The organism is Paenibacillus sp. CCS19 (assembly GCF_033239625.1).
GTDB lineage: Bacteria > Bacillota > Bacilli > Paenibacillales > Paenibacillaceae > Paenibacillus_T.
Map to the genome: position 1 here is coordinate 19,091 of NZ_BTCK01000016.1, position 16,428 is coordinate 35,518.

Below are 16,428 nucleotides of genomic sequence, written 5' to 3' on the forward strand. Positions count from 1 at the left end.
TGCAGAATACAGGGCAAATGTCCAAACGTTACGGGCTGATCGTCATATTATACTGTATACCGAGCAGCAAGGAAGACGAACAACAGACACAGCAGCCTTGGGTGCCGGAAATTCGAGTCAGGGAGGAATATCGCATGTCCGGTGTATACGGCGGTGGAGGTTTCACGACGGCAGGTGTCATCCTGGTTCTGTTCATTCTGCTGGTAATTGTTACTCGCGGAATCTTGTACTAATCACCTGAGCATTGCGACACCATAAGAGAAACGCCAAGCAGCGCGCTGCTTGGCGTTTTTTCCGTTCCAATGCTGTTATACGTTAAGGACGAACTTATTCAGCGCGTGCATAACCCCGTCCTCGGCATTCGAGAGCGTATGTTCGTCAGCCGCTTCCTTCACTTCATCTGGCGAATTGTCCATCGCTATGCCTAATCCAGCGAAATGCAGCATGCCGATATCGTTATAATAGTTGCCGATCGCCATCACACGCTCGCGAGGAATGTTTTGCTGCTTCGCGTACTGCTCAAGCGCGCTTCCCTTGTTCGCCGATGGATGTTGAATATCGATGAAGTATTCACCGCTTCGAATAATTTGCAGCTCCGTATCCCATGTCCGCCACTCTTCCTCAACCTTGTCGAGCGTCTTCGGATCTGCGAACACCGTCATTTTCACAAGACCTGCTGGAATCTGTTCCTTCTCGATGACGATCGGCACGATTCCGTATTTCGCATACATATCGAGCCCCTCTTGATCCAGCTCCGTGAACAGATACAGATCAAACGCCGTATTCAGGTCAAAATGGATGCCTTGCTCCCAGCAGTAATCCATATAACGAACTGCCTGCTCCTGCGTGAACTCATATTGATGCACGACGCGTTTGTCGTCCGCATCGATCGTTGCCGCGCCGTTATGCGTAATGACGATGCCTTGCAGACCAAGCTTATCCATAATTTGAAAAGCACCGCCTGGACCGCGGCCTGTACACACCATAATTTCTGCACCTCTCAGCCCAGCCTCGCGCACGGCTTGACGATTGCCTTCTGTCAGCTCGTGATCGTCCGTTAGCAGCGTTCCGTCTACATCCAATGCAATCAGCTCGTAGGGCAGCACTTCTCTTGTCATGTCTCTCACTCTCCACTCTGTATTGTTAAGACTTATCACTATGTTAAGACTTAATTCTTGTGAGCTCGCAGCAGCTCAAGTTCATCTTCAGTCAACTCACGATACGAACCGATCGGAAGCGATTCATCGAGCTTGAGCGGGCCCATCGATACCCGTTTCAGATAGACGACCTGCTTGCCGACCGCTTGGAACATCCGTTTGATCTGATGAAACTTGCCTTCATGGATCGTAATCGTAATCCAGCACTCATAGATCTCGCCGAGCAGTTCCGCTGAATCAACAACAAGCTGCGCAGGCAGCGTCACATATCCATCATCCAGCTCGACGCCTTCTTCGAATTGTTTCTTATCATTCAGGCTCACCGGCTGACTGCCATGGATCTTCGCAATGTAAGTCTTCGGCACATGCTTCTTCGGCGACAATAGATCATGCGCGAGCTGGCCGTCATTCGTGAGCAGCAGCAGCCCTTCCGTATCCTTATCCAATCGCCCGACTGGAAAAGGAGACAGTACCTGATCATCCGTCTCCAGCAGATCGATGACCGTCTCATCACGCGAATCCTCTGTTGCCGAGACGACCCCTGGCGGCTTATGCATCATGAGATAGATGACATCGCGGTATACAACCGTTTCGCCTGCATAAGCAACCTGCTGTTCGCTTGGCTGAATCTGCATGCCGCTGTCTTTCACCACTTTGCCGTCAACCGTGACCACGCCCTGCTTCACGGCCCGCTTGATCTCGCTGCGTGTTCCATAGCCCATATTCGACAGCAGCTTGTCCAGCCGAAGCCTTGCTCCTGCTGCCGACTTACCTTTCTTCGCCATCGTTACACCCATCTCCAACCCGCCGGCAGCTCATTCTTGAGCATGCCAGACGCATATTTGCCCCATCCGATTGGGTAACCATCGACACATATGAGTGTGTAGCCCTTAAGCGGCGTATCATCCCCGATAACCGTTAATTCCTCTTGTGCCAGATGCAGCGTTTCCCCTTTCAAAAATCGTACGATCGCCGCGTCGTCCGCGCTGCCGCTCCACGACCGCTTCATCTCGCTCCGAAGCAGGCCTAGCGCCAACGCTTGCGATGGCTCGAATCGATGCGGCCCTGCATCGCCTAGATACCAGCCTGCTCGAACGACTCGCAGTCCGTCCAGCGATGGCAGCCCTTCCGGCTGCCAATACACGCGCGAGCCGAATGCGACAAGTCGGCCTTGCCATTCGTCCCCGCCGATCAAGTGCTCGCTAGCAAAGCTTCGCCACGCTTCCGCCGGGTCCACTGCAGCGGCAGATGCACCGCCGCCAACTTTGCCGCCCTTCGCGTGCTTGCTCGCTGCTGCACCTTTGCCGACGCTGCGCGAAGAACGATCATCGCGCCCCGCACGTCCTGCTTCGCGACGCTCTAATCGATCGCGCTTCCCGCTTCCCATCGGCTGCTCGCTGGCAGCGAGTGTCTCGTCATGGCCGGCACCATTCGACTCACGTTCTTCACCAGCTTGTCCATCCGTGGTCTGAAGTTTCCGCCGCACCACTGCAATGAAATGCCCTTCGCCATTAAGCAAATGCGGCCACAATCGCGCCATGCCCGATACTGCAACGCGATCGCTCAACGAAGTACCAGCAAGCTCATCTCCAGCAGGTGCTTCGGTTGCAGCTGTTTCAGCGATTGCGGTGGAATCCGTTGCTGCACTAAGCTTTTGTTTATCAACGCCATCCAGAACTTTCGCTCCAGCTTGTCCCCAATCCGCACTTCCTTCTACGAAACCAGGCGCAAGCATGATTGGAACCCGCTCCAGCTCTAGGTCGCCAGCAAGCAGCTCCGCAATCTGCACCTCGTTCTCCGCCGGGGAGAATGTGCAGGTCGAATAGACAAGGATGCCGCCAGGCGCCAGCATTTTAGCTGCATGCTTCGCAATGTCCCGCTGCATGCCTGCGCATCGCTCGACCGAATGCCGCTCCCATGCGGCAATCATCGACTCATCCTTGCGGAACATGCCTTCGCCGGAGCATGGCGCATCGACGAGAATGCGATCGAACCAGCCTGTGAACACCGGTGCGAGCGATGCCGGCTCTTCATTCAGTACAACCGCGTTGCGGACGCCAGCGAGCTCTACGTTCTTCGCGAGCGCCTTCGTCCGTTCCCCTGCGTTATCGTTCGTGACGAGCACGCCAGCTCCCTGCAGCTTCGCTGCGATTTGCGTCGACTTGCCGCCAGGCGCTGCACACAGATCCAGCACACGATGCCCGGGCTGCACGTCCAGCAGCTCAACAGGAGCCATCGCACTTGGTTCTTGGATATAGTAGAGGCCCGCATGATAATACGGATGCTTCCCTGGCCGGTCTTCGCCATCATAATAGCTGCCCGTCTCGCACCATGGAATCGGGCGAAGTTGGAACGGCGACTGCCGCCGCCACTGCTCAGGAGCAATCTTCAGGCTGTTCGAGCGCAGGCCGTACAACCTCGGCGCATCGTAGGATGCCATGAATGCATCGAATTGCTCGCCGAGCAGCGTTCGCATGCCATCGACGAACGCTTCCGGCAACTGTTGTTTCATCGATTGTCCTCCAATAGGGGCGCTGCCCCTTTGACCCCGTTAGTTATATTTAAAATCTAACATCTTTCAAAATTAAATTCCAAAATCAAAAATTCAAAATGAGAATCCAAAACAAAATCCAAAACAAAATCAAAATCAAAATCCAACTTTTATAAACATCTAAAACCAATTTTTCTACCCACCTAAATCCTCCCTGCTAGGGAGGACCCCAGGGGTTTCCAACCCCTGGACCCCGGTACCGAGAACGCATGATAGACTGAAGCGTGGATAAGATACTGCGTGCTGCAAGCCGCGTGCCCCTGTGGGGCACGACTCTTGTTCGAGCGTGTTTTTTCAAACCCAAGACCCCAATATCAAGCATTTGCATTGATCATACTCGGATATGATACTACGTACTGCAAGCCGCGTGCCCCTCTGGGAACAACTCTTATTCGAGCGTGTTACTTCAAATCCCAGACTCCGTAATATGAAACGCGGGATGAGTAGAAGCGTATATTAGGTTATCCATGTTAAGACTCGTGTGCCCTTCTATTAAAACAAATGAAAAACCGGGCTCACCGCAAGGCCGGCCCGGTCTTCATGTGGATGGTTGAGGCTAATTGCCGCGCTTAGCTCGTACAATTGCCTGTTCAATATCGTCTGACAGCTGCTTCAGCTCGAATACATCTTCGTGCTCCCACAGCTCGTTGAATTTCAGTTGGAATTGCGCCGCTTCACGGAAGCGGTTGTAGAAGTAGAGATGCTGAATGCCTGTCAACACGCGGGACACGACGTTCGAGTTCTCCTCGAAGTCGCGCTGCGCGTCGATAATTTCCTGACGGATGCTCGACATCTCCGCATCGAGATGCGATGCGGCTTCCGCAGCCTTCTTCAACCGCTCCTTGACGTCGTCTGGCAAGCTTTCCTTATATTTATAGTTCAGCGAATGCTCGATCGTCGCCCAGAAGTTCATCGCAAGCGTCCGAATCTGAATCTCAGCCAGCACCTTCTTGAGGCCGAGCGCCGTCTGAACCGGATACTCGATAATCATATGGTAGCTGCGATAGCCGCTGTCCTTATAATTCGTAATGTAGTCTTTCTCATATACGAGCGTCAGATCATGCCTTGAACGAATGAGCGACGCCACGCGATGAATATCATCGACGAATTGGCACATAATGCGTATGCCAGCAATGTCCTCGATTCCTTGTTCCAGTTGATCGGGCGGAACATGAAGCCTTTTCGCTTTCTCTAATACACTCGATATTTTCTTAACTCTGCCCGTTACGAACTCGATTGGAGCGTACGCTTCTCGCATCTTCAGCTCGGCACGCATCGTCTTGAATTTGACTTTAAGCTCCTCTACCGTCTGTTCATAAGGCTGTAGAAATAAAGTCCAGTCCCTTCCGTCCATCCGGCCGCCTCCTGATTCGATTAGTGATGATTGGAGCCTACCGCATCTTGGATCGAGCGGAATCCGTCACGTTTCAGTCGTTCCTTCAATCCATCGGTCAGCTCGCGGAACAAATCTGGCCCTTTATAAATGAGAGCAGTATAAACTTCGACCAGACTCGCACCTGCGCGAATTTTATCGTATGCGTCATCAGCCGTAAAGATGCCTCCTGAACCAATAATAGGCAGCTTGCCGCCCGTCTGACGGTAGACAGCGGATATCACTTGTGTCGAACGAGCGCTAAGCAGCTTGCCGCTCATGCCGCCCGCTTCCTTCGCATTCGGATGCGTAAGACCCTCACGGGACAATGTCGTATTCGTCGCGATAATACCAGACACACCGCTTGCTGCGATCGTATCGACCGTATATTCGAGCTGCTCGTCGGTCATGTCCGGCGCAATTTTCACCAGAATCGGCTTAACCGCCGAATTGCGCTTCGCCGCTTGTTTGCCCATCTCCTCGTTCACAGTGGAGAGCAGCAGCTTCAGCTCATCGCCATGCTGCAGAGCACGCAGATCCGGCGTATTCGGCGAGCTGATATTGACGACGAAGAAATCGCCTTGATCATACAACGTCTGAATGCAGCTCCGATAATCTTCGTGCGCCAGTTCATTCGGCGTCACTTTGTTCTTGCCGATGTTGACCGCAAGCGGCACCTTGTGGCTGCGTCGGCGCGACAGCTTGTCCGCCATCGCTTCGGCCCCTTTATTATTGAAGCCCATTCGGTTAATTAACGCTTGGTCAGGCGGCAGACGGAACAACCGCGGCAGATCATTGCCCGCTTGTCCCTTCGGCGTTACCGTACCAACCTCCATGAACGCCAGGCCGATGTTCGAGAAACCATCCGTCGCCTCTCCGTTCTTATCTAGACCTGCTGCCAACCCGATCGGATGGTCAAAATGCAGGCCGAACAAATTTACTGCCAGCTCCGGCGAAGGTTTGACGCCGTACATCGCATTCAGAACCGACGTTGCGCCAGGAATACGTCCTGCGGCCGCCAGACCGTCGATTGTCAGATGATGCGCACGCTCAGCATCAAGCCGGAACATAAACGGCTTGAATATTTTGGAATACAGCACTGATGTGTTCACTCCGTTCTTTCCTCTATATATGTCTAAATCCTCTACTCCTCAGTTTATCTGTTTCTAAACGAAAAGAAAAGGGCTGCAGCGTTAGATGCAGCCCTTAAGTCGCATGGAGTAACCCTTTAATCCATGTCCAAGTATTGCAGCTATTGAAGTAAACGATTACAATAATAGCATTGGTAGACCATTACTTTGGTTCGATAGAAAGGGTGAAGTGCATGAGCGCACCGAAACGTAAAGCTCCGGCGATGAAGGCCAAGCAACCTGAGACCGTTAACAAGAAAATGTTATATTGGTGGGTTGGAATCGTTGGCGTCATTCTGATCGCCATGATCTTGCTGCTTGTTTTCACCTAATCAAGGTAAGCATTGATTGAACTAGTTCAACCATGCATAGGTTCGACGGGGGTTTGTCTCGTCCTGTTTCGGCTCCAGGTGGAATCGTTCCGCCGGTACCGATACAGAGGCGGGCAAGCCCCCTTGTGATATCGTCACCTTCGTGCCTAATGGCACCAGATCATACAACTCCTCGAGATCCTCCCGGTCCATTCGAATGCAGCCAAGCGAATCGTCCACCCCGATGCTATTCGGTTCGTCCGTCCCGTGGATAGCGTAATTCGTATCCGATAACGTCATCCCTCGACTGCCGAATGGACCATCCTCGCGGCCGTTCGGATTCCGCACTTTCTCGCTGATCAAGAACGACCCTTCCGGCGTACGGTCGCCGCCAAGCCCTACCTTATACGAGCGAATGATAATATCACCACTTACAACCGCGAGCCGATGCGTCGTTTTATCGACCCGGATTTGAAGAGGTGTATTCGACCATTGAACTGCGGAAGCCTGTGGCGAAGCATTACCCTTACCCGCTTTCCCCTGATCATCCTCACTCTGAGCGTCATTGGATTGTTCATTCGTGCTTGCAGCACCGGTTGCTTTACCAGTTTCTTGGCCTTTCATCTCCCGCTTCAGCTCCGTCACCAGCGGCTCGAATATGGTCTGCATCATGGGTGTATCCCCTGCCATATAATTGTTTGGATAGGGCTTGACCAAATCATCGACTGAAGCCGGCCACTGGCTTGTGCGATTGTAGTAATGACGAATGCCGCTTGCCAGCGTCCAGCGCTGCTCCTGCTCTAGCGTCCAATCTCCGTATGCCGCATAGGATTTCGTTGCATCTGCCGGCGAGCAGTTGCACAGTCGGGATTCGTACCAGCTTAGCTGCATGACGCCTCCTTGCGGCAGCTGTTCGACTGCGAATAACAGCTCAGTCGTTCCATTCCAGTTGCGCCAGTTCCCATCCTGCTGCAACCGAGCAGCTATTCCGAGCGCGGCACGATCGTCGCCTGCCATCAACTGCTGCATCGCATCGCCGAGTTCTCCCGCCGTTGTGGAATCAACAAGCGCAACGCCAACTGCCGACATCGAAACTGGTTTTTCGGCCGGAGCCGCTACATTGCTCGTCTTCGATCGGCTGATGGAGAAAACGACTGCAAGCACTAAGATGGCAGCGACTACATATGCAGCGCGCCAACGAATTCGACGCTGTCGTTCCTTCCGCAGCCACTCCATCGCATGCTCAGCTTGCGCGCGTACCTGTTCCTGCGCCTCCGATAGCGGGTCCGGCTTTTGCTCATACGCTTCATAAATATCGCCAGCTTGTATGTAACAGTAATTCGCCTTCGCTGCTCTGCCCTGCTGCTCATACTGCTTGCCGAGCAAATACCAAGCCATCCGATTCTCCGGGTGCAGCTTCACATACTCCTTCAAATGCTCCGAATTCCGAATTGGCTCCATCTCGATCTCGTCCCCCTTCTTTCGCGTCAACTTATCTTCCTTCTATATCGGACGGAAGAACGATTTCGTTGACGTTTGAATGAAGTTTACGCCTTCTCGTCTGATTGCAAGCACGGTCTTATAATTGGAACCTTCTTCTTCGTGGGGTGAAATGGATGCCGTTCCGAACGATTTGAAGTAGCTGGTTGTCGAGCTGGATCAAAACGCATGCCAGCCAATAAAGGGGCAGTCTGCCTTCTATGCCAGACTGCGGAACAACTTCGAGCGGAACCAATCCAATCTCCTGAGAGGATGATTAACATTGAATCAATCAGCTTATAAACCGTTCTATGATCAAGTAGGACGATTAAACGGATGGAATTTCTGCCAAGTGCAATGCTCTACTACAGGCGCGCAGTGGAATTTGTACGACGAGGTTGCCTTACGCTGCAGACCATCGGATCTATTACTCGATATGGGCACCGGCGGGGGAGAAGCCCTGCTGTCTATCGCGGATTCGGCCCTGCTGCTCATCGGAATCGATCAATCATACGGCATGCTTGAAACAGCGGCTTTGAATATAACGAAATCAGGGAAATCCAACGTGCGCATCCTGAAGATGGACGCTGAGCAGTCGCTGAATTCCCCTGATTCCTTCTTTGATATCGTGTCGAGCCGCCATTGCGGCTTTCTTGCATCGGAGGCTTATCGGGTGTTAGCCGAAAGCGGTAGTTTCCTTACCCAGCAGGTCGCCCATCATTCCGAATTTCGGCCAGGACGAGAACGACTTTGCGATCCTTGACCGATTCATAACGGACAATACGACGGAGCTAGGAATAAGAACGAACGCTAAGCGGTTTATGATTGGTGAAGTAACGTTTAGTTATCACCAGGCACGAATACGATCCGCTGGCCGGCAGCCACGGGTGCGTCCCACACTTCCTCCAGCTTCGACAGCGGACTAGGAACGGCGTTCACTTGCAGCTTGCCGGCCAATATCGTATCGATTAGAGCAGGGAATTCCGCCAAATAACCTGCAGGCGTTACCGAACCTTGACCGCTGCCGATCAGCTGGAAGTTCGCTGATCGGAGCGCAGCCGATGGGATCACGGCCTCAGCGCCTGCGATAGAACCAATCTGAATCCAAGTTAAAGCCCGGCTGCGGTCCGATCGCTTCATAAGCAGAGGAAGTATCGTGAGCTCAGTCGGTTTCCCCCACAGAAAATCGACTACAACATCGACCTCAGACGCTGCTTCACCTAATCGGCTAGCTGCATCCGCCAAATCGCCTGCAATCGAAACTGTGCTATCCGCTCCCAGCTCCTTCAACGACTCCAGACGCTCTTGATCCCGACCCGCAGCAATAACATGACTTGCGCCAAGCTGCTTGGCAATCTGGACCGCCATCTGACCAGAGCTCCCTGTCGCGCCTAATACAAGCACCTTCTGCCCCGGCTCCAACAGAATACGTCGACGCAGCGCCACCCAAGAAGACATTGCAGGATTCATTGCAGCGGCGATTCGAACCGAATCAGCGCCTTCGGGGAGAACAACACTGCGGCGCAGATCCACGATCGTCTTCTCCGCCATCGTCCCGATCGATGTATCCGGCGCAACAAAATAAATCAGTTTCCCGTCCGATAGCCTACCAACACCATCGATACCCGGAATAAGCGGCAGTCCATTCTTGCCTCTGCTCGAATAATGCGATCCGTTAGCCTGTGCCCGCACATAATGATGCAAACCTGCTGCAAGCACATCAACAATTGCTTCATGCGGCGAATTCGGCTGCGGGACTTCAAACGCCTCGTATTGCGGACCTCGATCAAATGAACGTACAACTGCTGCTTTCATCATGAAGTTCACCCTCCATTGGAGCAAATTACGCTCGATTAGTTTGTTATACAAACTATAATAGTTTGTGTCACGTACTAAGTCAATGGGTACTTTTCGTGTTACAATAAGTGGACAACAATCCGTATGGAGTGAATGACCGTGACCAATCCTTTCAAACCAACAGAAGATGCACTTTCTCTTGTCGACAGCATGGTGCAGTTCTCCTTCCTTATTCATAATGAACTGAACCGAATCGGCTCCGAGAACGATCTGTCCATTATCCAAATCCGACTGTTAGGCATCCTACGCGACCGCGAACCTACCATGCAGCAGCTTGCTCAGCATCTAGGCTTGGACAAATCGAGCATTACGGGCCTTATCGATCGCGCAGAACGGCGCGGTCTCGTCGAACGTGTCGTATCTCCGTACGATAAACGCGGCTTTCTTGTGAGAGTTACCAGCCATGGCAGGCAGTTAATCGAAGAGGGTGCAGCCCAAATCGAGCAGCAGCTCACGAAGATGGCGGAAGTGCTGACGGAAGCCGAACGTGAACAGTTCGCTTCGCTCGCGACCAGAATGATCTATTCCTCGCATCCGTAATTGCGCTGAGACAATGGTTTCGGTATTCCATTAGATCACGATTGTCACGCGAATCGTTTTAACGGTGGCGCGAGTGCTTATTCAGCTCATATCCCGCTTTTATCGGCTCGAACGGTTGCCACAGCGCCTATTCGCTCCTTTTATGGCATTCAACCCGCTTTTTGAGCCAATAGCATCATAAGCGTTGCAGCATCCTTTAGCCGCCGCCACTGCCACTATCTCTCGACTCTCCACACATCGAACGAACACAAAAAAGAAGCCCTGTCCATAGGATGGACAAGGCTTCTTGCACGTTCAATATTATTAAGCGTTGAATGGTACGTCTGCGATCTTGATGGAATCTGTCGGGCAGCCGTCAGCTGCATCCTGCAGGTCGTCGTACAGATCTTCCGGAATTTCTTGGTTACCGGTGTTTCCGTCGCCATTATAGATCGTTTCAGCAAGACCTTCATCGTCGTAATCATAAATGTCAGGAGCCGTTGCCCCGCAAGCGCCGCAAGCGATGCAAGTATCTTTCTCGACCCACGTAAATTTGCCCATTTTTGAACCCTCCTAAATTGATGCGTTGACAAGCAGATATCTTATACAGATTAGAACGAATTCGCCATAATCCATGACTCTTACTCCTCACTATATAACATATGCTCGTCTGTTTGCAAGGATGTCCCCCTAATTCGTTTGTTACGAATTAATGCCGAAGGATCGTCGCCCAGCATGCCCGCCGTAAGCACTGCCGCCTCACCGAATTTGTCGCGAAGCGCATCCATTACGCGTGTCAGCGCCTCCTTCTTCGGTTGTTCTTCGTAGCTGAACAGATCAAGCTGCACGGCCGTTTCTTCCCGCGGCGACAGCTGTGCAAGCGTGATGCCAAGCAGCCGTACCGGCTCGCCCTCCCGCCAATTCGCATCGAACAGCTTACACGCTTCCTTATAAAATAAATCCGCTGTTTCGCTCGGCACCTCGAGCGTTACGGATCGCTGAATCGTCGACATATCCGGACGCCGAATCGTTACCTGCACCGTCTTCGCCATCAGCTTCTGTCGACGAAGCCTGCGGCCGGTCTGATCCGCTAGATTCAGGAGCACGCGATGCGCATCCTCCCGCTTCATCACATCCGCCGCTAACGTCGTCATATGACCGATCGACTTATTCCGTTCGCGGCCTTCCTTCACCGGCGAATCGTCGTGTCCATGCGCAGCCGCCTTCATCCAGCTCCCATAAACGCCGAATTGTCGTACGAGCAGCGCTTCCTCGGCAGCCGCAAGCTCTCCAATCGTCATAATGTTCAGCTTGCGAAGTTTATCCGCTGACTTGCGGCCAACGCCGAACAGCGTATCGCACGGCTTATTCCACAGCACTTCCGGCACATCCCGCAGCCGAAGCACCGTAAGGCCGTTAGGCTTGTGCATATCGGAGGCCATCTTCGCCAGCAGCTTATTCGGCGCGACGCCGATCGAGCAGGGGAGCGACCATTCGTTCCAGATCCTCTGCTGTATAGTACGCGCAATTTCGAGCGGTGTGCCGAACTGTTTCGACCCCGTAATGTCAAGGTAACATTCATCGATCGAAGTCGCTTCGACTTGCGGGGTATACTGCATCGCAATGCTCATGAAGCCGCGCGAATACTTCCGATACAGATCAAAGTCCGGTCGTATAAGGATGAGCTCCGGACAGAGACGCGTTGCCTGACGAACGGTCATCCCCGTCCGAACGCCTCGACTTCTTGCAGCGTAAGAGCAAGTGACCACAATGCCCTTGCGCAGCTCGACGCTGCCGGCAACGGCAGTCGGTTTGCCCCTGTAGAGATGAGGCTCCTCCGCTTCATGCACGGAGCAGTAGAACGCATTCATATCAAGATGCAGAATGACTCTGCCCTTCGCCGGGTAATATCGATCCGTCTGCTCCATGCCTAACCCCCCATGCCCCTTATAGGTTGTCCTAAACTTACTCCAAAATGAATCACACTTCGCTGCTCAACCGTCCCTTGCTGAGCCATTTCGCCCTGATAACATCTATCTTCCAGCATACAATCTTATGGGCTATCCAGCAATGTGAGGATCCGGGCAAAAAAATAGCGCTTTCCTCTCTACTTTCGAGCGTACAAGTGTTATAATAGGAAATTATGACTTGACGATCAATTTCCAAAGCACGAGTGTTATAATGAGAAAACCTTTATCGAAGAAGCTCGAATATAAGCGAACTTTGAAAAATCTACGTTATCGGTAATGAAGGAGGAGCGTCCGACTATGACAAATGCCATCTCGATCTTTGACACGACGCTGCGTGACGGCACACAAGGTGAAGGGATCAGCTTGTCTGCGGAAGACAAAATCAAAATCGCCCTGAAGCTCGACGCATTGGGCGTTCACTATATTGAAGGCGGCAATCCAGGCAGCAACGGGAAAGACATTGAGTTCTTCCAACGCGCGAAGTCCCTTGGACTGCGCGCCAAGCTGACTGCATTCGGCAGTACGCGCCGTAAGAACAGCATTGCGGATCAAGATGCGAGCCTCGTTCGCATTATTGAATCCGGCGTTCCTGCAGCTACGCTGGTCGGCAAATCGTGGGACTTCCACGTACATACCGCTCTGCAGACGACGCTGGAAGAGAACCTGTCCATGATCTATGATTCGATCGCCTTCTTGAAACGCAGCGGACTTGAAGCCATGTTCGACGCGGAGCATTTCTTCGATGGCTTCAAGCACAACCCGGAATATGCGCTTTCCGTCCTGAAGCATGCTCACAATGCTGGTGCGGACTGGCTTGTGCTGTGCGATACGAACGGCGGCACGCTGCCAGGCGAGATCCATGACATCGTCACGCGTGTACGCCAAGAAATCAACGCACCGATCGGCATTCACACGCACAATGACTGCGAACTGGCTGTAGCGAACACGCTAGCTGCTGTACAAGCAGGCGCTCGTCAAGTGCAAGGCACGATTAACGGATACGGCGAACGGTGCGGCAACGCCAACCTGTGCTCGATCATCCCGACGCTGCAGCTCAAGATGAACTATAACTGCGTTTCGGATCAGCAGCTTCAATCCCTCACAGGTACGGCTCGTTATGTGAGCGAGATTGCCAACGTCAATATGCCGGTAGGCCAAGCTTATGTTGGTAATGCAGCATTCGCACACAAAGGCGGCATCCACGTCTCCGCGATCATGAAGGATTCGAAGACATACGAGCATATCGCGCCTGAGCTTGTCGGCAACAAACAGCGCATCCTCGTCTCCGAACTCGCTGGCCAGAGCAACATTTTGTCCAAGGCGCAAGAGCTTGGTCTGGATGTCAATGCGAACACGGAGAAAACGAAGGACATCATGAACCACATCAAGGAGCTTGAACATCAAGGCTACCAGTTCGAAGGCGCAGACGCCTCGCTGGAGCTGCTCCTCCGCGAAGCATATGGCGAAGCGACGGAGCTGTTCAAGGTTGAATCGTTCAAGATGCTCGTCGATAAGACGAATGGACATATGGTTTCCGAAGCAATCGTGAAGATCTCGGTCGATGGCCAGACGGTTTATACCGCCGCAGAAGGCAACGGTCCAGTGAACGCACTCGATAATGCGCTTCGCAAAGCGCTGGTTCAATTTTATCCAGAGATCGAGAACTTCCACCTGTCCGACTACAAGGTTCGCGTTATCGATGAGAAGGATGCAACAGCTGCCAAAGTCCGCGTACTCGTCGAGTCCTCTGACTTCGACAATACGTGGAGCACGGTCGGCGTATCCAGCAACGTTATCGAAGCGAGCTGGGAAGCGCTCGTGGACAGCATCCGCTACGCGCTGCTCGGCATGTCGAAGATCGAAGTCAACAACGAGTCCAAGGAACGCATCGGGCTTGTGAATCACTAATTGTAATGAATGTAAGCCGAAAGGACAGCAATGACTGTCCCTTCGGCTTTTTTATATATAAAAAAGCTGCAGCCTCTGTCCACCGACAGCTGCTGCAGCTTTCACCCTTCTAGCGATTAGCTAACATATTGCTTCACAATGCGCGCCACGTCTTCTTCGGTCATAACGCCATCTATCCGCTCCACGATCGTACCGTTATTGTCCACTACAAACGTGGTCGGGAACGATTTGACTTTATATTCATCCGTCGCATCGCCTTCACGGTCCATGAGGATCGGGAATGTCAGCTTCTGCTCATCGACAAAATTACGCGCATCCCGCTCCCGGTCGAACTTCGTGGCATTCACGCCGAGGAACGAGATCTTGTCGCCGTACTTCTCGAACGACTTCTGAAGATCCGGCGCTTCCAGCTCACAGGGACCGCACCAAGCTGCCCAGAAGTTGATAAGCTGAATTTTGTCGTTCTTCCCACCGAGCGTTACGATCTCATCCTGCAGGTTCGGCAGCTCGATCACTGGCGCTGGATACCCCGCCTTCGGCTTCGATGCCGTCGTTGTCTCCGCCTCTGCTTTGTCCTGCGTATATTGTACAATGGCAACCACAACAAGCGCCGCTATGCATAAGAACACGAGTATTAATTTTCGATTCCGATCCATCCACATGTACCTTCCTTCTCATACGATGCCAATCCGATGCATGAGCTAAGATGACTCAACTGCTAACATGTTACCATGCTCGCCATCATTCACTCAACCCAATGCAGCTTGAAGCCAGACGTCGTTGTCATGAAGTTCATGAATATGCCACATTCCTAGGCGTTTAACATTATTATTGTTGACCTGGTGTCCATTTGTTTATCCCGCTCGCCCCAAAGTTCGTTATACTGTGTTTATTACCAATGCAGGAGCAACCCTAATGATGAGGACAAACGATGGCTTACCAATCCAGCTTACAGCTAACGCTCACGAGCAACTGATCGCACACTGCCGCTCCACGCTGCCGAATGAAGGATGCGGACTGCTCATAAGCACCAATTTGGATACGCCTACTATGATTGATACGATTCATCCGATTGCGAACGCCCATCCACACCCGCTCAGTTCCTTCTCATTCGATCCAGCAGGCTGGATCTCGGCGCTCTACCGACTCCAACGCAATAATCAGCAGCTTGTCGGTTATTATCACAGTCACCCGAGAAGTCTGCCGATTCCGTCCTCCAGCGATTCTTTAGGGACGATGTCACAAGCGGGGGCGATTACGCTTATTGTGTCCTTCTCTACGAGTCAACCCAACATGCGCGCTTACTGGAAACCATCGGATGAATGGCTGCCGGTTGCATTGACGATCGAATCTTCTTCCGATAACCAAAAGGCAGACTGACATAGGCAATATCGCCTCAGCCAGTCTGCCTCTTCATTAGTAGCTTTATTGCTCATTTGCTCAAATAAGCATACAAATCGCCTAACGTAATAATGTTCCGATCCGACATCCGTCTCAAATATTGCACCCAGAGCTTGGCTGTCATGATCGAGTCATGCAGCGCGTGATGCCGATTCTCGATCGGTATATTCGCACTCATGAGCAGCTCATCCAGACCATAGCCATCGCTTCGGCGAGGCTCCAGCCACTTCGCTACCATCATCGTATCAATGACGCGATGAGTCAAATGCACCTTCGACGTGCGCCATAACGCCGCGTTCAGAAACTGCTTGTCATGCCCGGAGCCGTGCGCAATCAGCATTCGTCTTCCGATATATTCCATGAAGTCATGCAGCACTTGCATCAAATCCGGCGCTGCAGCTGCCATTTCATTCGTAATCCCCGTCAATTCCGTGATGTGCAGCGGGATTCGACGTTTGGGATTGACGAGACTGTAGAACGTATTGCCCTCGTCAATCTCTTCTCCTTGAACGACTACGCCGCCGAACGAAATAATTTCATCGTCATTGTTCGGATAGAAACCGGTCGTCTCCAGATCGAACACAACGATCGGCAGCTCGCGGAGCGGCATATCTAACGTGGAATGGTTGCGCTGGTCCTTCGCCATGGAACGAATAAATGCCATTTGCTGTGCATTCGGAGAGCCCAACATGGAAGCGATAGCAGGCGTAATGCCGCCCATTTTGTACAAATGCCACATCCGCCCGGCGCCCTTCTGATCCTTCATCGCACTT

16 protein-coding genes and 1 pseudogene are annotated in these 16,428 nt (G+C 52.5%); 6 read left to right on the plus strand and 11 right to left on the minus strand.

The features are described 5' to 3' along the window. Positions 1-134 precede the first annotated feature (134 nt). Entirely contained in the window at positions 135-233 is a 99-nt protein-coding gene (locus tag SBI19_RS13000) for a hypothetical protein (RefSeq protein WP_006036210.1), read from the plus strand. A 75-nt stretch (positions 234-308) separates the two neighbouring features. Here SBI19_RS13000 and SBI19_RS13005 read toward each other — a convergent pair whose 3' ends face one another. The 5 genes from SBI19_RS13005 to SBI19_RS13025 form a co-directional block, all read right to left on the minus strand. Continuing rightward, complete coding sequence (locus tag SBI19_RS13005) at positions 309-1,118, minus strand: Cof-type HAD-IIB family hydrolase (protein WP_317968764.1); 810 nt, start codon at positions 1,116-1,118, stop codon at positions 309-311. Positions 1,119-1,168: 50 nt separating this feature from the next. Further along, positions 1,169-1,942: a pseudouridine synthase gene (locus tag SBI19_RS13010; RefSeq protein ID WP_317968766.1), complete on the minus strand. Its 774-nt coding sequence runs from the start codon at positions 1,940-1,942 to the stop codon at positions 1,169-1,171. A gap of 2 nt (positions 1,943-1,944) precedes the next feature. Further along, positions 1,945-3,669, minus strand: coding sequence for an RsmF rRNA methyltransferase first C-terminal domain-containing protein (locus tag SBI19_RS13015; protein ID WP_317968768.1), 1,725 nt, complete (start codon positions 3,667-3,669; stop codon positions 1,945-1,947). A gap of 595 nt (positions 3,670-4,264) precedes the next feature. Next, the gene (gene yjbM, locus SBI19_RS13020; RefSeq protein WP_317968770.1) at positions 4,265-5,062 is read right to left on the minus strand and encodes a GTP diphosphokinase; all 798 of its coding nucleotides are present in this window, start codon (positions 5,060-5,062) and stop codon (positions 4,265-4,267) included. A 20-nt stretch (positions 5,063-5,082) separates the two neighbouring features. After that, a complete protein-coding gene (locus SBI19_RS13025; RefSeq protein WP_317968962.1) occupies positions 5,083-6,180 on the minus strand; it encodes a quinone-dependent dihydroorotate dehydrogenase in 1,098 nt (365 codons plus the stop codon). 224 nt (positions 6,181-6,404) lie between these two features. On the opposite strand from SBI19_RS13025, the gene SBI19_RS13030 reads away from it, so the two are divergent. Continuing rightward, a complete protein-coding gene (locus SBI19_RS13030) occupies positions 6,405-6,542 on the plus strand; it encodes a hypothetical protein (RefSeq protein ID WP_317968775.1) in 138 nt (45 codons plus the stop codon). 21 nt (positions 6,543-6,563) lie between these two features. On the opposite strand, the gene SBI19_RS13035 is transcribed toward SBI19_RS13030, so the two are convergent. Further along, positions 6,564-8,012, minus strand: coding sequence for a L,D-transpeptidase family protein (locus SBI19_RS13035; protein ID WP_317968777.1), 1,449 nt, complete (start codon positions 8,010-8,012; stop codon positions 6,564-6,566). A gap of 271 nt (positions 8,013-8,283) precedes the next feature. Here SBI19_RS13035 and SBI19_RS13040 point away from each other — a divergent pair. After that, positions 8,284-8,827: pseudogene (locus SBI19_RS13040) on the plus strand (class I SAM-dependent methyltransferase); the annotation flags it as partial. A gap of 13 nt (positions 8,828-8,840) precedes the next feature. On the opposite strand, the gene SBI19_RS13045 reads toward SBI19_RS13040, so the two are convergent. Then, on the minus strand, positions 8,841-9,818 hold the full coding sequence (locus SBI19_RS13045) for a quinone oxidoreductase family protein (RefSeq protein ID WP_317968779.1): 978 nt from the start codon (positions 9,816-9,818) through the stop codon (positions 8,841-8,843). A 138-nt stretch (positions 9,819-9,956) separates the two neighbouring features. On the opposite strand from SBI19_RS13045, the gene SBI19_RS13050 reads away from it, so the two are divergent. Continuing rightward, positions 9,957-10,397: a MarR family winged helix-turn-helix transcriptional regulator gene (locus tag SBI19_RS13050; protein WP_317968781.1), complete on the plus strand. Its 441-nt coding sequence runs from the start codon at positions 9,957-9,959 to the stop codon at positions 10,395-10,397. Between the two features lie 303 nt (positions 10,398-10,700). Here the strand turns inward: SBI19_RS13050 and SBI19_RS13055 are convergent, their stop codons facing one another. Together SBI19_RS13055 and SBI19_RS13060 are read right to left on the minus strand one after the other, a co-directional pair. Continuing rightward, positions 10,701-10,937: a ferredoxin gene (locus tag SBI19_RS13055; protein ID WP_110045035.1), complete on the minus strand. Its 237-nt coding sequence runs from the start codon at positions 10,935-10,937 to the stop codon at positions 10,701-10,703. An 80-nt stretch (positions 10,938-11,017) separates the two neighbouring features. After that, complete coding sequence (locus tag SBI19_RS13060; protein ID WP_317968786.1) at positions 11,018-12,304, minus strand: DNA polymerase IV; 1,287 nt, start codon at positions 12,302-12,304, stop codon at positions 11,018-11,020. Positions 12,305-12,643: 339 nt separating this feature from the next. Here SBI19_RS13060 and cimA point away from each other — a divergent pair, with 339 nt between their 5' ends. Next, entirely contained in the window at positions 12,644-14,254 is a 1,611-nt protein-coding gene (cimA, locus tag SBI19_RS13065) for a citramalate synthase (RefSeq protein WP_317968788.1), read from the plus strand. Between the two features lie 116 nt (positions 14,255-14,370). On the opposite strand, the gene SBI19_RS13070 is transcribed toward cimA, so the two are convergent. Beyond that, entirely contained in the window at positions 14,371-14,910 is a 540-nt protein-coding gene (locus tag SBI19_RS13070; protein WP_317968790.1) for a TlpA family protein disulfide reductase, read from the minus strand. Positions 14,911-15,169: 259 nt separating this feature from the next. Here SBI19_RS13070 and SBI19_RS13075 point away from each other — a divergent pair, with 259 nt between their 5' ends. Next, positions 15,170-15,634 carry a M67 family metallopeptidase gene (locus SBI19_RS13075; RefSeq protein ID WP_317968792.1) on the plus strand — a complete coding sequence of 155 codons (465 nt, stop codon included), beginning with the start codon at positions 15,170-15,172 and terminating at the stop codon, positions 15,632-15,634. A 52-nt stretch (positions 15,635-15,686) separates the two neighbouring features. Here the strand turns inward: SBI19_RS13075 and SBI19_RS13080 are convergent, their stop codons facing one another. Further along, positions 15,687-16,421 carry an exonuclease domain-containing protein gene (locus SBI19_RS13080; protein WP_317968794.1) on the minus strand — a complete coding sequence of 245 codons (735 nt, stop codon included), beginning with the start codon at positions 16,419-16,421 and terminating at the stop codon, positions 15,687-15,689. Positions 16,422-16,428: the final 7 nt, after the last annotated feature.

Coding starts and splice junctions, on each gene's coding strand:
- SBI19_RS13000 (WP_006036210.1), top strand. CDS start 135: ATGTCCGGTGTATACGGCGGTGGAGGTTTCACGACGGCAGGTGTCATC.
- SBI19_RS13005 (WP_317968764.1), bottom strand. CDS start 1,118: ATGACAAGAGAAGTGCTGCCCTACGAGCTGATTGCATTGGATGTAGAC.
- SBI19_RS13010 (WP_317968766.1), bottom strand. CDS start 1,942: ATGGCGAAGAAAGGTAAGTCGGCAGCAGGAGCAAGGCTTCGGCTGGAC.
- SBI19_RS13015 (WP_317968768.1), bottom strand. CDS start 3,669: ATGAAACAACAGTTGCCGGAAGCGTTCGTCGATGGCATGCGAACGCTG.
- yjbM (WP_317968770.1), bottom strand. CDS start 5,062: ATGGACGGAAGGGACTGGACTTTATTTCTACAGCCTTATGAACAGACG.
- SBI19_RS13030 (WP_317968775.1), top strand. CDS start 6,405: ATGAGCGCACCGAAACGTAAAGCTCCGGCGATGAAGGCCAAGCAACCT.
- SBI19_RS13045 (WP_317968779.1), bottom strand. CDS start 9,818: ATGATGAAAGCAGCAGTTGTACGTTCATTTGATCGAGGTCCGCAATAC.
- SBI19_RS13055 (WP_110045035.1), bottom strand. CDS start 10,937: ATGGGCAAATTTACGTGGGTCGAGAAAGATACTTGCATCGCTTGCGGC.
- SBI19_RS13060 (WP_317968786.1), bottom strand. CDS start 12,304: ATGGAGCAGACGGATCGATATTACCCGGCGAAGGGCAGAGTCATTCTG.
- cimA (WP_317968788.1), top strand. CDS start 12,644: ATGACAAATGCCATCTCGATCTTTGACACGACGCTGCGTGACGGCACA.
- SBI19_RS13070 (WP_317968790.1), bottom strand. CDS start 14,910: ATGGATCGGAATCGAAAATTAATACTCGTGTTCTTATGCATAGCGGCG.
- SBI19_RS13075 (WP_317968792.1), top strand. CDS start 15,170: ATGATGAGGACAAACGATGGCTTACCAATCCAGCTTACAGCTAACGCT.
- SBI19_RS13080 (WP_317968794.1), bottom strand. CDS start 16,421: ATGAAGGATCAGAAGGGCGCCGGGCGGATGTGGCATTTGTACAAAATG.